At 73.1% G+C, this 13,819-nt stretch carries 11 protein-coding genes; 4 read left to right on the top strand and 7 right to left on the bottom strand.

The window, feature by feature from the left end:
* Window positions 1-4 precede the first annotated feature (4 nt).
* Entirely contained in the window at window positions 5-3,151 is a 3,147-nt protein-coding gene (gene ileS, locus BMW85_RS01975; RefSeq protein ID WP_091077129.1) for an isoleucine--tRNA ligase, read from the bottom strand.
* 473 nt (window positions 3,152-3,624) lie between these two features.
* Here ileS and BMW85_RS01970 point away from each other — a divergent pair, with 473 nt between their 5' ends.
* The 3 genes from BMW85_RS01970 to BMW85_RS01960 are packed head-to-tail and all read left to right on the top strand — an operon-like array spanning window position 3,625 to window position 5,520.
* Window positions 3,625-4,014: a TraR/DksA family transcriptional regulator gene (locus BMW85_RS01970; protein ID WP_245774558.1), complete on the top strand. Its 390-nt coding sequence runs from the start codon at window positions 3,625-3,627 to the stop codon at window positions 4,012-4,014.
* Window positions 4,015-4,052: 38 nt separating this feature from the next.
* Window positions 4,053-4,598: a signal peptidase II gene (gene lspA, locus BMW85_RS01965; RefSeq protein WP_091076042.1), complete on the top strand. Its 546-nt coding sequence runs from the start codon at window positions 4,053-4,055 to the stop codon at window positions 4,596-4,598.
* A complete protein-coding gene (locus tag BMW85_RS01960) occupies window positions 4,591-5,520 on the top strand; it encodes an RluA family pseudouridine synthase (protein WP_091076040.1) in 930 nt (309 codons plus the stop codon). Before lspA ends, BMW85_RS01960 begins: the two co-directional genes overlap by 8 nt.
* Before the next feature lie 28 nt (window positions 5,521-5,548).
* On the opposite strand, the gene BMW85_RS50725 is transcribed toward BMW85_RS01960, so the two are convergent.
* From BMW85_RS50725 to BMW85_RS01930, 6 genes are read right to left on the bottom strand one after another with little or no spacing between them, the layout of a single operon-like run.
* The gene (locus BMW85_RS50725) at window positions 5,549-7,102 is read right to left on the bottom strand and encodes a serine/threonine-protein kinase (RefSeq protein ID WP_245774557.1); all 1,554 of its coding nucleotides are present in this window, start codon (window positions 7,100-7,102) and stop codon (window positions 5,549-5,551) included.
* A gap of 9 nt (window positions 7,103-7,111) precedes the next feature.
* The gene (locus BMW85_RS01950) at window positions 7,112-7,423 is read right to left on the bottom strand and encodes an AzlD domain-containing protein (protein WP_091076038.1); all 312 of its coding nucleotides are present in this window, start codon (window positions 7,421-7,423) and stop codon (window positions 7,112-7,114) included.
* Window positions 7,424-7,430: 7 nt separating this feature from the next.
* Entirely contained in the window at window positions 7,431-8,096 is a 666-nt protein-coding gene (locus tag BMW85_RS01945; protein ID WP_091076036.1) for an AzlC family ABC transporter permease, read from the bottom strand.
* A 10-nt stretch (window positions 8,097-8,106) separates the two neighbouring features.
* The gene (locus tag BMW85_RS01940) at window positions 8,107-8,949 is read right to left on the bottom strand and encodes an AraC family transcriptional regulator (protein ID WP_245774556.1); all 843 of its coding nucleotides are present in this window, start codon (window positions 8,947-8,949) and stop codon (window positions 8,107-8,109) included.
* 29 nt (window positions 8,950-8,978) lie between these two features.
* Complete coding sequence (locus tag BMW85_RS01935; RefSeq protein ID WP_091076034.1) at window positions 8,979-10,634, bottom strand: protein kinase domain-containing protein; 1,656 nt, start codon at window positions 10,632-10,634, stop codon at window positions 8,979-8,981.
* Between the two features lie 10 nt (window positions 10,635-10,644).
* On the bottom strand, window positions 10,645-12,438 hold the full coding sequence (locus BMW85_RS01930) for a serine/threonine-protein kinase (RefSeq protein ID WP_091076032.1): 1,794 nt from the start codon (window positions 12,436-12,438) through the stop codon (window positions 10,645-10,647).
* A gap of 303 nt (window positions 12,439-12,741) precedes the next feature.
* Here BMW85_RS01930 and BMW85_RS52285 point away from each other — a divergent pair, with 303 nt between their 5' ends.
* Window positions 12,742-13,809 carry a chorismate mutase gene (locus BMW85_RS52285; protein WP_091076029.1) on the top strand — a complete coding sequence of 356 codons (1,068 nt, stop codon included), beginning with the start codon at window positions 12,742-12,744 and terminating at the stop codon, window positions 13,807-13,809.
* Window positions 13,810-13,819 lie beyond the last annotated feature (10 nt).

Here is a 13,819-nt window from a genome sequence, read left to right as displayed (position 1 = left end):
GGGGTCAGGCGCGGCGGAGCTGGAAGGTCAGGGACAGGTCGTCGTCCGTGTGGACCGGAAGGCCGTCGGCGGCGCCCTCCGTCATCGACGTCGCCAGCACCTCCTCCGTCACCACGCGCGGCTCCTCCCGCAGCGCGGCGGCGAGCTCCGGCGACGCGGTCGACCACCACAGCTCGATGCGGTCGGTGATCGACAGCCCGGTGGCCTTGCGGGCCTCCTGGACCAGGCGGATCACCTCGCGCAGCAGTCCGGCGCGGCGCAGCTCGTCCGTGAGCTCCAGGTCCAGGGCGACGGTCTCGCCCGCGCCCGCGCCGATGGCGCCGGTCTCCACGGCCCAGCCGGACTTGGGCTGCTCGTTGACGATCACGTCGTCGGGGCCGAGCATGATCTCGCCGAGCTCGTCCGCCTCGACCATGACCGTGCCGCCGGCGCGGATCGCGCGGGCCACCCGGGCCGGGTCGGCGGCGGTGACGGCGGCGGCCACCAGCTTGGTACGCGGCCCGAACCGCTTGCCCAGCGTCCGGAAGTTGGGCTTGACCGTGTAGGACACGAGGTCGGCGCTGAAGCCCGACATGTCCTCCAGGGTCTGGACATTGAGCTCCTCGGCCACCAGCCCTCGCAGCTCGCCGGGCAGCGACTGCCACCCGTGCGCGCCCACCAGGGCCCGCCGCAGCGGCTGCCGGGTCTTGACGCCGGAGGTGGCGCGGGCCGAGCGGCCCAGCTCCACCAGCCGCCGCACCAGCGCCATCCGGTCGGACAGCACCGGGTCGATGAGGTCCTGGCGCGCCTCCGGCCAGGACGCCAGGTGCACGGAGACGGGGGCGTCGGCCGGGCGGAGGACGTCCCAGAGGTGGTCGGTGACGAACGGCGTGACGGGCGCCATGAGCCGCAGCACCGTCTCCAGGCACTCGTACAGGGTCGCGAAGGCGTCCTCGGAGCCCTGCCAGAAGCGGCGGCGCGAGCGGCGGACGTACCAGTTGGACAGGTCGTCGAGGAACTCGGCCAGGCGGCGGCCGGCCCGCTGGGTGTCGTACTCGTCGAACGCGGCCGTGACCTCGGCGACCGTGCGGTGCAGCTCTGCGAGGGCCCAGCGGTCGAGCAGCGAGCGCTCGGCGGCCGGGGTGGCCTCGGCCAGCCGGGCCGGGGTCCAGGACTCGGCGTTGGCGTAGAGGGTGAAGAACGACGAGGTGTTCCACAACGTCAGGAGGACCTTGCGGACGATCTCCTCCAGGACGTTGTGTCCCACGCGCCGGGCCGACCACGGCGAGCTGGAGCAGGCCATGAACCAGCGCAGCGCGTCGGCGCCGTGCTCGTCCATGAGCGGGATCGGCTCCAGGATGTTGCCGAGGTGCTTGCTCATCTTGCGGCCGTCCTCGGCGAGGATCAGGCCGAGGCAGAGCACGTTCTCGTAGGAGGACTGGCCGAAGACCAGCGTGCCGACGGCCATGAGCGAGTAGAACCAGCCGCGGGTCTGGTCGGTGGCCTCGCAGATGAACTGCGCCGGGTAGACGCCCTCGGGCTTGCCGCGCTCGCCCCACTGCGCGAACGGCATCGAGCCGGAGTCGTACCAGGCGTCGATGACGTCCGGCACCCGGCGGGCCTCGGCGCCGCAGGTCGGGCAGGGGAAGCTGACGTCGTCCACGAAGGGGCGGTGCGGGTCGAGCGCGGAGACGTCCCGCCCGGCCAGCGTGCCCAGCTCCTCCAGCGAGCCGACGCAGGTGACGTGGCCGTCGTTCTCGCCGCACACCCACAGCGGCAGCGGCGTGCCCCAGTAGCGCGAGCGCGACAGCGACCAGTCGACGTTGTTGCGCAGCCACTCGCCGAACCGGCCCCACTTGATCGTCTCGGGGAACCAGTTGGTGTCGGCGTTCTCGGCCAGCATCTGGTCCTTGACCGCGGTGGTGCGGATGTACCAGGACGGGAGCGCGTAGTAGAGCAGCGCCGTGTGGCAGCGCCAGCAGTGCGGGTAGCTGTGGTCGAAGTGGCCGCCGCGGTAGAGCAGGCCGCGGGCGCGCAGGTCGTCGGTCAGCCGCTCGTCGGCGTCCTTGAAGAACGTGCCGCCCACCATGGGCACGTCGTCGAGGAAACGGCCGTCGGGGCCGATCGGGTTGACGACGGGCATGTCGTAGCGCTTGATGACGGCCATGTCGTCGGCGCCGAAGGCGGGGGCCTGGTGGACCAGGCCGGTGCCGTCCTCGACGGTGACGTAGTCGCCCAGCACGACGTAGTGGGCGTCAGGGATGTCGACCAGCTCGAACGGCCGCGCGTACGGAGTGCGCTCCAGCTCACGGCCGGTGTAGCGGGCGACCTCGGTGGCGTCCTCGCCGAGGACCGACAGCAGCGGCTCGGCCACGACCAGGACCTCGCCGTCGGCGGTGCGCGCGGCGACGTAGGTGACGTCGGGGTGCACGGCGACGGCGGTGTTGGAGACCAGCGTCCACGGCGTGGTGGTCCAGATCAGCAGCGAGGCGTTCAGCTCGGCCAGCGGGCCGGACAGCACCGGCATGCGGACGTAGACGGACGGGCTGGAGACGGTCTCGTACGCGCCGGGCTGGCCCATCTCGTGGTCGGAGAGGCCGGTGCCGCAGCGCGGGCAGTAGGGCGTGATCCGGAAGTCGCGGAACAGCAGCCCCTTGTCGAAGATGACCTTCAGCGACCACCACACGGACTCGACGTAGGACGGGTCCATGGTGCGGTAGGCCTGCGACAGGTCGATCCAGTAGCCCATCCGCTCGGTGAGCTGCTCGAAGGCGTCCACGTTCCGCAGCACCGACTCGCGGCACTTGGCGTTGAACTCGGCGATGCCGTACGTCTCGATGTCGCGCTTGCCGGACAGGCCCAGCTCGCGCTCGACGCCCACCTCGACGGGCAGGCCGTGGCAGTCCCAGCCGGCCTTGCGCGGGACGCTGAAGCCGCGCATCGACTTGTAGCGGGGGAAGAGGTCCTTGAAGACGCGCGCCTCGACGTGGTGCACGCCGGGCAGGCCGTTGGCGGTGGGCGGGCCCTCGTAGAAGACCCACGACGGGTTGCCCGCGTTCTGCTCCACGGAACGCTCGAAGATCTTCCCGTCCCGCCAGCGGTCGAGGACCTCGCGCTCGAGCGCGGGCAGGTCGACCTGCGCGGGGAGAGGGCGGAAGGTTGGGGAAGACATCTCGGGCGAGACCTCCACGCTTGATCGTCCGGTTGGGCAAGCGTGAAGGGACGAAGCCAGTGAGACTCCGCGGTACCACCCTTCTTGACTCCGCCCGCGGGCGGAGCCCTCTTCTTTGGGTCTGCTGCCGGGTCTAGTGAGCTCGGAACGAGCCGTTCTTCCGGCGGCTCCGGGGTGATATCCCTCACAGTCGGGGCCCCATCAACGCCTTGCAGGTCTTCAACCATAACGCAGAGCTGGGGCCGGAGCTTCCATGTTTTCCGGTGGCGTGCGCGGAAGCCGGCCCGCCGAGCCGGGTACGCAAGCCGTAAACACCGACAAAGTTGTGGGAATGGACGCCGCGGTTGAGGAGTTAGACGCGCGAGCCGGGATAGTACGGGACAGGTAAACCGTGCGGCGGGTCGTTTGTCGTTCCGTTAGCAGGATCCTAAGCTGCCCGCACCTTATGGCCTTGATCAGCAATGGAGGCAAGCATGGCGGCAGTCACGCAGACCGCTACACCGTCGATGTGGTCGAACAAGGAGCTGGCCGAGGTACGCGACAGGCTCCAGCAGGAGATCGACGAACTCGAAGCGGACATCCTCCGGCACGAGAGCGAGATAGCCTCCGGGGAGATCACCCAGGGAGCCGGCGACGACCAGGCGGACGCCGGCGCGAAGACGTACGAGCGCGAACGTGAGATCGCCCTTACCCTGAATGCGCGCGACCTGGTCGCGCAGAACGAACGTGCGATCGCCAGGATCGACGCAGGGACCTATGGAGTGTGCGAATCGTGCCACAAGCCGATCGGCAAGGAGCGCCTGCAGGCGTTCCCGAGGGCGACGCTGTGCGTGGCCTGCAAGCAGAAGGAGGAGCGCCGCTAGGCCGACCTCGCCGTCGTCGCCTGGTCGCGCTCCTCGTCGTGCTGTCGGCCGTGATCTACGCGGCCGACCTCATCACCAAGACGGTGGCGCTGCGGACGCTTGAGGGCCAGGCGCCGCTGGTCGTCATCCAGGACGTCCTGCAGTTCCGGGTGATCTTCAACTCCGGAGCCGCGTTCAGCCTCGGCACCGGGATGACCTTCGTCTTCACGCTGATCGCCGCCTGTGTGGTGGTGGCGATCATCCGTACCGCGCGCAAGCTGGGCAGCCGGGCGTGGGCCGTCACGCTCGGCCTGCTGCTCGGCGGTGCCCTCGGCAACCTCACCGACCGGCTGCTGCGCTACCCGTCGGGGTTCGGGCGGCTGACGCAGCTCCAGGGGCACGTGGTCGACTTCATCGAGGTGCTGCCCGGCCACTTCCCCGTCATCGACTACTTCCCCGTCTTCAACATCGCCGACTCCGCCATCGTCTGCGGCGGCATCCTGGCGGTGCTGCTGGCCTGGCGGAACGTACAGATCGACGGGACCAGGGAGATCGCCGGCGAGGCGAAGGCGGACGGCGGCAAGGAGGCGGGCCCGAGTGAGTGAGCAGCGCAGCCTGCCGGTGCCCGACGGTCTGGAGGGCGAGCGGCTCGACGCCGCGCTCTCGCGGCTGTTCGGCTTCTCCCGCACCCGGGCCGCCGACCTGATCGCGGGCGGCGACGTGCTGGTGGACGGCCGGCAGCCGGCCAAGTCGGACCGCGTGCAGGCGGGCGCGTGGCTGGAGGTCACGCTGCCGCCGCCGGTCACCACCCCCATGCCCGTGGCCGAGCCGGTGCCGGGCATGACCATCGTGTACGAGGACGACGACATCATCGTGGTCAACAAGCCCATCGGCGTGGCCGCCCACCCGACCGTCGGCTGGACCGGCCCCACGGTCATCGGCGGGCTGCTCGGCGCCGGGCACACCATCGCCACCAGCGGCGCCGCCGAACGCCAGGGCATCGTGCACCGCCTCGACGCCAACACCACGGGGGCCATGGTCGTCGCCAAGAGCGAGCACGCCTACTCCCACCTCAAGCGCGCCTTCAAGGAGCGTACGGTCGACAAGCGTTACCACGCGCTGGTGCAGGGGCATCCCGACCCGTTCCGGGGCACGGTGGACGCGCCGATCGACCGCCACCCGTCGGGCGACGGCCGCTTCGCGGTGGTGGCCGGCGGCAAGCCGTCCATCACCCACTACGACACGATAGAGGCGTTCCGGGCGGCTTCGCTGCTGGACATCAAGCTGGAGACCGGACGCACCCACCAGATCCGGGTGCACATGTCCGCCCTGCGGCACCCGTGCGTCGGCGACCTGCTCTACGGCGCCGACCCCACGCTCGCCGGCCGCCTCGGGGTGACCCGGCAGTGGCTGCACGCGGTGGCGCTCGGGTTCGAGCACCCGTCCACGGGTGAGTGGATGTCGTTCAGCACCGACTATCCGGCCGACCTGCAGAAGGCGCTCGACATCGTGCGCGAGGAGTCCTGAGGCGAGGAGTCCTGCGGGGCGGCCGGCGTTATTGCGAGCCCTCGATCACGCCGGACGTGTCCGAGTCGGACGGCTTGTCCTCCCCCTCGCCGGTGTCCCGCTTCTCGCCGCCGCCGTTGTCGTCGCCGCCGTTCTGGTCTTCGTCGTCGGCGGGGGCCGAGGTCCTGGCGGGGGTCTTCTTCTGGGTCGGGCGATCGCCGGTGGGGGAGGGCGAGGCGTCCGGTGACCGCTCGGGCGCGGGCGCCTCGCCGCTCCGGCTGGAGGGCGGCTCGGTCTGCGCCGGGCGGGACTCCTCCTCCGAGGAGGAGGGCCGTGAGGAGGACTCGGTGACGACGGCCGGCTGGGTGGACGACGGGGTGTGCTCCGAGTCGGTGGCCCGGCTGGACCACCAGGCCGCGCCGCCGGTGACCGCGGCCACCAGGACCACGCCACCGGCGAGCGCCGCCAGTGTGACCCCGCGCCGCCGCCTCCCCGAACCGCCGGCCACCCCGGCGCCCGCACTCGCCGTCCCGTAGTCCTCGTCCGCCGTTTCGGCGCCGCCGTACGCGGCCCGGGCGTCAGCGCCCGCCGTTGCCGTGCCCGCCGTGCCCCACGCGTCCATGCCCGCCATGCCCGCGCCCGCCACGCGCGTTTCCCCGGCTGCGCCGGCCTCCGCCGGGCCGCCCGGGACCGTCCCCGCGTCCAGCCCGGTCGCGCCCGCTGCGGCGGCGCCTGCCACGGGGGTGGGCATGATCCGGGTGGCCGACGCCGGGCCGGGGGAGCCGCCCATGACGATCGCGGCGAGCCGCCGTTCGGCGTCGTCCAGCGTCATGCGTTCGGCCGGGTTCTTGCGCAGCAGCCCGCCCAGCACCGGGGCGAGCACGCCCGCGCGGGTCGCCGGCTCCGGCTCGGCGTGCATGACCGCGCCCAGCGTGGTGAGGGGGTTGGTCCGCTGGAAGGGGGAGTGGCCCTCGACGGCCTGGTAGAGCGTGACGCCTAACGACCACAGGTCCGACGCGGGCGAGGCGCGCCCGCCGGCCGCCCGCTCGGGCGCGATGAAGGCGGGCGTCCCGATGAGGACGCCCGTACGGGTGACGGTGCTGTCGTCCTCGGTCGTGGCGATGCCGAAGTCGGTCAGCACGGCACGGTCGTCCTCGGCGAGCAGCACGTTGTCCGGTTTGACGTCGCGGTGCAGCACCCCGGCGGCGTGCGCCGCGCGCAGCGCCTGGAGGAGCTGCACGCCGATCTTCGCGACGTCGTGCGGGGACAGCGGCCCGTCCTCCCTGATCGCCTCGCCGAGCGTACGGGAGCGTACGAGCTGCATGACGATCCAGGGGTGCCCGTTCTCCTCCAGGACGTCGTACACGGTGGCCACGCCCGGATGCGCCACCCGGCCGGCCGCCCTGGCCTCGCGGAAGGTGCGCCGGGAGAACACCTCGCGCTCCGGCCCGGTCAGGTCGGGCGGAGGCAGGACCTCCTTGACCGCCACGTCCCGGCCCAGCACCTCGTCATGCGCCTGCCAGACCTTCCCCATGCCGCCCTTGCCGATCGCCTTGAGCAGCCGATATCTCCCGCCGACCGTCACCGCCGCTGAATCGGACATGCATCGCGACTACCCGAGAAGCAGCCGGGCAAGCGCGGTCACCGCCGCCGCGGCGAACAGCACGGCGAGGAACGGCGCCCGCAGCAGCAGCGCGACCACCGCCGCGGCGAGCCCCGCCGTACGGGCCGGATCGATGTGCAGCTCGCCCGCCTCGGTGAACACCTGCACCGCGACCAGCGCGCCGAGCAGCGCCACCGGCACCAGTTCGGCGAACCTGCGTACCACGGGATGGTCCAGCACCCACCGCGGCGCGGCCAGTCCCGAGAGCTTCAGCGCGTAGCAGCCCGCGCACAGGGCGGCGATCGCCCACCACAACGTCATCGCCGCCTCACCTTCGCATCAGGGCCGGCAGGACGGCCGCGGCCGACAGCAGCACCGGTACGCCCGGCGGCAGGAACGGCGTGGCGCACAGCGCGAGCGCCGCCGCGCCCGCCGCGAGCACGCGCAGCTCGCGGCTCGTGCTCAGCCGGGGCCAGAGGATGGCGAGGAACGCCGCCGGGCCCACCACGTCCAGCCCGAACGCGCCGGGGTCGCCTAGGAACGCGGTGCCGTACGCGCCGGCGAGCGTCGTCAGGTTCCAGGCGATGTAGAGGCTGACGAAGGTGACCGTGAAGCCCGTCCGCGCCGAGTCCCGGTCGGGCTGGGCGAGCGCGACGGCCGCGGTCTCGTCGATCACGCCGTGCGCGGCCAGCAGTCGCCGGGGGCCGCGTACGCGGAGCAGGTCGGCGAGGCGCAGGCCGTACAGGGTGTTGCGGCCGCCGAGGAGCAGCGCGCCGGCGACGGCGGCCAGCGGGTCGCCGCCCGCGCCGACGGCTCCGGTCAGCGCGAACTGGGAGGCCCCCGTGAACGTCAGCAGGCTCAGCACGCACGCCTGCGGCACGCTCAGCCCCGCGGTGACGGCCGCGGCCCCGAAAGCGAGCCCGGACAGCCCCACGGCCAGGCCCACGCCCAGACCGTCCCGCACGGCGGCGGGACGATGTGTCGTTCCATCCATGGCCTGGAGGTTAGGCGATGGGCGTTTCGTCCGTCTTGTACGTTCCTGCGGCACGTTGATAGGCAGCCGGCGGAACCCCCACGATGCGGCGGAAGTGCCGGGTGAGATGCGCCTGGTCGGTGAACCCCACCTCGGCGGCCACCTGCGCCGGCCGTACGCCGTCCTCCAGCAGGCGGCGCGCGGTGCGTACGCGGAGCGAGGTCAGGTAGGCGTGCGGCGGCAGCCCCGTCGCCTCCTTGAACGCCCGCAGCAGCCCGAACGGCCGCGCCCCCACCGCCGCGGCCAGCTCCTCCAGCGCGGGCGGGTCCACCAGGCTCTCGTGCAGCAGCTCCAGCGCCTCCCGCACGGCCCGGCCGCCCGCGGGCGACAACGGCCGCACCGGGCGGGGCGCGGCGTGGCGGGTCAGCAGCCGGGCGAACATCGTCCGGCTCAGCGTCGAGGCGGCCAGCGCGTCGCCCCGCTCGGCCGCCTGGTGGGCCCGCGCCAGCAGCGCCGCCACCGCCTGGTCCTGCACCACCTGGCGCGGGAAGTGCGGCGTCGCGTAGGGGGCACGCAGCTCGGCCGCGATCCCGGCCAGCGCCTCGATCGACGGGTACAACATGCGGTACGACCAGCCCTCCGGCGTGCCCGCCTGGCCGGTGTGCACCGACTCGGGATTGACCAGCACCAGCTCGCCCGCGCCAGCCCGGTGGGTGGTGCCCCGGTAGTCGAACTCCTCCACGCCGCTGAGGATCACCCCGATGGCGTAGCCGTCGTGGACGTGGCGGGAGAAGCGGTGGGTGACGTAGCGGGCCTTGAGCAGGTCGGTCTCCGGCACCGCGGGGTGCCGCCAGAAGTGGGCCAGCTCTTTCACGCCAGGTCCCTGCTCATCGGTCCGGGCCTTCACCGGGGACGGAAGGTCCTCACGAAGGCGTCGAAATAGTGACGGTCGCGGGCCCAGCGGGAGTCGAGGGTCTCCCAGTAAAGGGCGAACGGGCGGCCGTCGGCGGTGTGGAAGCCGCGGTTGACGACGTGGATGAGGCTCCCGGAGCGGGCCCGGGTGAACTCCCAGTCGGCGGCTTCCCGTCCAAGGTACCTGACGCCGGTGATGCCGATGCGGGTGTAGTCGCGGAACTCGCCCTTGGCGCGGATCTCCCGTTCGAGGCCCAGCCAGTGGGCTTTGGGGTCCTGCCAGGGGAGGTCGGGGACGGTCCACTCGACGATCATGGCGCCGGGGGTGTCGGGGCCGGTGAGGCGGATGCTGTCCCTGTCGGGGGTCTTCGTGGCCCGCCAGCCCTTGGGGAGGCCGATGGTGAAGCCGCCCGCCGTGTTGGTGAGCGTACGCCAGCCCGCGGGGAGGGGGCGGGTCGTCGGGCGGGGCGAGGAGGTGCCGGACGGCGTCGGCTCCGCCGGATCGGTGGCCGTCGGATCGGCCCCTGTCGGGCCGGTCGCCGTCGGGCTGGTCGCCGTCGGGCCGATGTCTGTCGGGCCGGTCGCCGTCTGGTCGGCCGCCGGGGAGGACGTCAGGGGGGACGCCGAGTTGTCGTACAGCAGCCAGCCCCCCACGCCGAGCGCGCCGAGCACCGCCAGCGCGGCCACGACCGCCGTCACCACGGCCAGCGGCCCCCGGCCACCCCGGGACCGCCCCTCCGGCATTGTGACGTGCGCCCGCCCCGGCTCCTGCGTCGCCTGCGGCACCGGCCCGGAGGAGTGAGGCACCTGCCCGGCAGGGCTGGGGAAGGGGGCGGGGGGTGTGGTGTGGGTGGTGGCGATCTCGTGCAGCAGCCGCGCGGCCTCCCCCGCCGGCAGCCGGCCCGCCGGGTCCCGGTGCAGCAGCCCCATGACGACCGGCGTCAGCGCCCCCGCCCGGCGCGGCGGCTCAGGCTGGTCGCGCAGCACCGCCGCCACGGTCGCCGCCCACGAGTCGCGCTTGAACGGCGGCTCGCCCTCGACCGCCGCGTACAGCGTCGCGCCCAGCGACCACAGGTCGGACTCCGGCCGCGCGGGCTCGCCGTTCAGCCGCTCCGGCGGCATGTACGCGGGCGTGCCCACCAGCCCGCCGGTCGCCGTCAGCCCCGCCTCGGCCTCCAGCGAGGCGATGCCGAAGTCGGTCAGCACCACCCGGCCGTCGTCGGCCAGCAGCACGTTCTCCGGTTTGACGTCGCGGTGCAGCACACCGGTCGCGTGCGCGGTCCGCAGCGCGTCCAGCACCCGGCCGCCGATCAGCGCCACCTGCCCGACCGGCAGCGGCCCCTGCTCGCGCACCACCTGGCCGAGCGAGCGCGAGCGTACGAGCTGCATCACGATCCACGGCCGGCCGTCCTCCTCGACCACGTCGTGGACGACCACGACCGACGGGTGGTCCAGGCGGCCCGCCGCCCTCGCCTCCCTGATCGTGCGCCGGTTGAGCTCGGCCCGCCGCTCGTCGCCGACGCCGGCGTAGCGGACCTCCTTGATCGCGACCGTACGGTCGAGCAACTCGTCGTAGGCCCGCCAGACCACGCCCATGCCGCCCTCGCCGAGGGGCTCGAGCAGTCGGTAGCGGTTGCTGACACGCACGGCGGGAAGCCTACTTGGCCGGTTTGAACGACGCGCAGAACCCTTCGAAGAAGCGGTAGTCGGACTTCCAGTGACTGTTGAGCGTGTGCCAGTAGATGGCGTACGCCCGCCCGTTGTCGGTGACGAAGCCCCGGTTGCGCACCCGCGTCTTGCCGGTGTTGGTGTTCCAGGTGAAGTCCCAGTCGGCGGCGGACTTCTGGTAGTCGACCCGCTTGATGTCGAGCTTCTTGTAGCCGCCGAAGTTGTGCTTCAGCACCGGCTCCTGCTTCTTCCAGTCCTTGTACGGGTCCTTGCCGGGCTTGGCGGCCTCCTCGACCATGACGTACGCGTTGGACGCCGCCCCCGGACCCTTGAACTTGACCTGCAGCCCGCTACGGTCCCACACGTCCCAGCCGGGAGGCAGTCCGATGGTGAAGCCCATCTTCTTGTCCTTGTACCACTTCCAGCCCTTGGGCAGCGCGGCGTCGGCGCTCTTCGTCTCGCTCGGGGACGCGCTCGGCGAGGCGGAGGCGCTCGGCGTGGCGGAGGCGCTCGGCGACGGGTCGTCCGAGGGCGTGCCCTCGCTCGCCGACGGCGAGGACGGCGGGGACGCCGACGTGCGCACGCCCGCCGTGGAGGCGCCGGCGTCGCCGGGATCGTCGCCGGGGCCTTGACGCAGGCCGAGGTAGCCGGCCACGCCCGCGACGAGCAGGACCGCGAGCGCGGCCGCGATCACCGGGCCGGGCCGCCGCTGCTGTGACGGGGCGCCCGCGTCCATGGTGGACTCCGCGGGCGGCTTCGGGCCGCCGGTCACCGGGGTGAGCCTGGCGCCCGTCTCGGGCGGTGTGCCTGCGGCGGCGGGCAGCAGGTCGGGATCTGTGGGGGTGTCGTCCTCGGCGGGCGGCTTGGGCTGGTAAGGCTGCCTGCGCGGCCGGGCCGGCTTCGCGGACGACCTGGTCTCCCGCGGCGCCGAGGCAGGGAACTGCGTGGTGGCCTCCGGGCTCGCCTGCGCGATCGCCCGGCGCAGCATGCGCTCGGCCTCCTCGTACATCAGCCGCTGCACCGGCTCCTTGGCCAGCAGCCCGGCGATCACGTCGGCCAGCGGGCCCGCGTGCGGGGCCGGGTCGGGCTCGTCGGTCAGCACGGCGTGCATGGTCGCCAGCGCCATGCCGCGCTCGTGCGGCGAGCGGCCCTCCACCGCCGTGTAGAGGGTGGCGCCCAGCGACCACAGGTCGGACTCGCGCCGCGCGGGCAGCCCTTTCAGCCGCTCGGGCGCGATGAACGCCGGCGTGCCCGCCAGACCCGTCACCGTGAGCTGCGTCTCGGTCTCCAGCGTGGCGATGCCGAAGTCGGTGAGCACCACGCGGCCGTCGTCGGCCAGCAGCACGTTCTCGGGCTTGACGTCGCGGTGCAGCACCCCCGCCTCGTGCGCCCGGTGCAGCGCGTCGAGCACGGCGAGGCCGATCTCGGCCACCCGCTTGGGCGGCAGCGGCCCCTCCTGCTTGATGACCGTCCCCAGCGATCGCGACTGCACGAGCTGCATGACGATCCAGGGACGGTCGTCCTCCTCGATCACGTCGTGCACGACGATCACGTTGGGATGCTCGAACCGCGCCGCCGCCCTAGCCTCGCGCATCGTGCGCCGGTTCAGGAGCTGCACTTCCTCGCCCAGGGCGGCCGCGTAGCGGACCTCCTTGACCGCGACGGTGCGGTCGAGCAGCTCGTCGTGGGCTCGCCAGACGATGCCCATCCCGCCCCGGCCGATGATCTCCTGCAGCTGGTAGCGGCCGGCGATGCGACGTCCTGCCTGCTTACGATCCGACATCAACGGCCTCAAACCCTCCCTCTCGGCCAAGAAATACTCCCATAGCGGGGGATCATCGGCGACTCGCGCGAAGGACAGTCCGCCATACGAGAACGGCCGTCCAGCAGGTGAGAACAGGGTGTAGGCTGCTCACATGACTTGTCGCCAGGTGTTTACCGAGCCGGCTCCGGGAGGGCCGGTCGGCAGCTAGCGACCACCTGGAGCCGGCACGAGGCAGAGACGCACCCGTCTCTGCCTTTTTGTTTTCCCGCCGGCTCCTGTCCGCATGGCGTGTGGGCCGGCCTGTGCAGAGAGGGTTGGGTCATGTCGTCGACCTTGGAACGGCACGCGGTGGCCGTCGGCGAACTGCTGGTGGGCGAGGGGCCCGCCGTGGTGATCGGTGACCGGGTGAGCCTGCGGGCCCATCCGGCGGAGACGGACGCGTACGAGGTGCTGCGGGAGGCCCGCGGGTTGCCGGGCGCGTGGGAGGCCCGCGGGTTGCCGGGCGGCCTTGCCGAAGGCGTCCCGGAGGGCGCTCGGGCGGGCGCGGGGGCTCGTGAGGGGGCCGCGGTCGTGCTCGCCGAGCCGCGCACCGCCGCCGACCTGCCGGCCATCGCCGCGCTCGCGGACGCGGTCGTGGTGGGGGCGGCCTGGACGCGCGACATCCCGCTCGTACGGGCGGCGGCGGAGCTCGGGCTGCCGGTCGTCGTCGAGCGGCGGGCGGGCGCGCCGCTGGAGGAGTGGCTCGGGCTCGCGGACTACTGCGCCGTCGAAGGCGACGGGCGGGTGATCCTCTGCGAGCGCGGCCCGCTCGACCTCGGGCTGCTACGGGCGGCACGTACGGCGTCGGGCCGGCCGGTGCTGGCCGACGTCTCGGCCGACCCCGGACTGTCCCCGGCCGCCGTCGCCGCCGGCGCCGACGGCCTCGTCGTGCACGCCCCCGCCCGCCTCCGCCTCGCCCCGGCCTTCCCGTACGGGACGCCGCCCCTCCCGCGTGGTGGCGCCGTACGGCGGGGGACCGGCCAGGGCGCGTCGGACGCGGAGGTGGAGGCGTTGACGGCGTGGCGGGTGGCCGAGGAGGCCGTGACGGTCGTGGGGGCGTTGCTGCGGCCCGAGTCGCCCGCGACCATCCCCGAGTGCCGGGCCGCCATCGACCGCGTGGACGCCGCCCTGGCCACCCTCCTCGAACGGCGTGCCGCCCTCGCGGGCACCGTCCAGCGCCTCAAGCCCGTCGGCGGCTTCGCCGGCCGCGACCTGGCCAGGGAACGCGCCCTGGTGGCCCGTATGGCCCTGCGCGCCCCGTCACTCGGCGAGGCCCGGCTGGCCCCCGTCATGAACGCCGTCATCGAGGCCGGCCTCCACCTGGCCGAGGAACGCGGCCACCACAGCTGACCCCCTCCAC

The sequence above is a fragment of the Nonomuraea wenchangensis genome, assembly GCF_900111685.1.
Taxonomy (GTDB): domain Bacteria; phylum Actinomycetota; class Actinomycetes; order Streptosporangiales; family Streptosporangiaceae; genus Nonomuraea; species Nonomuraea wenchangensis.
Note: the sequence above shows the minus strand (reverse complement) of the source record. Positions and strands in the feature narration are given on the sequence as shown.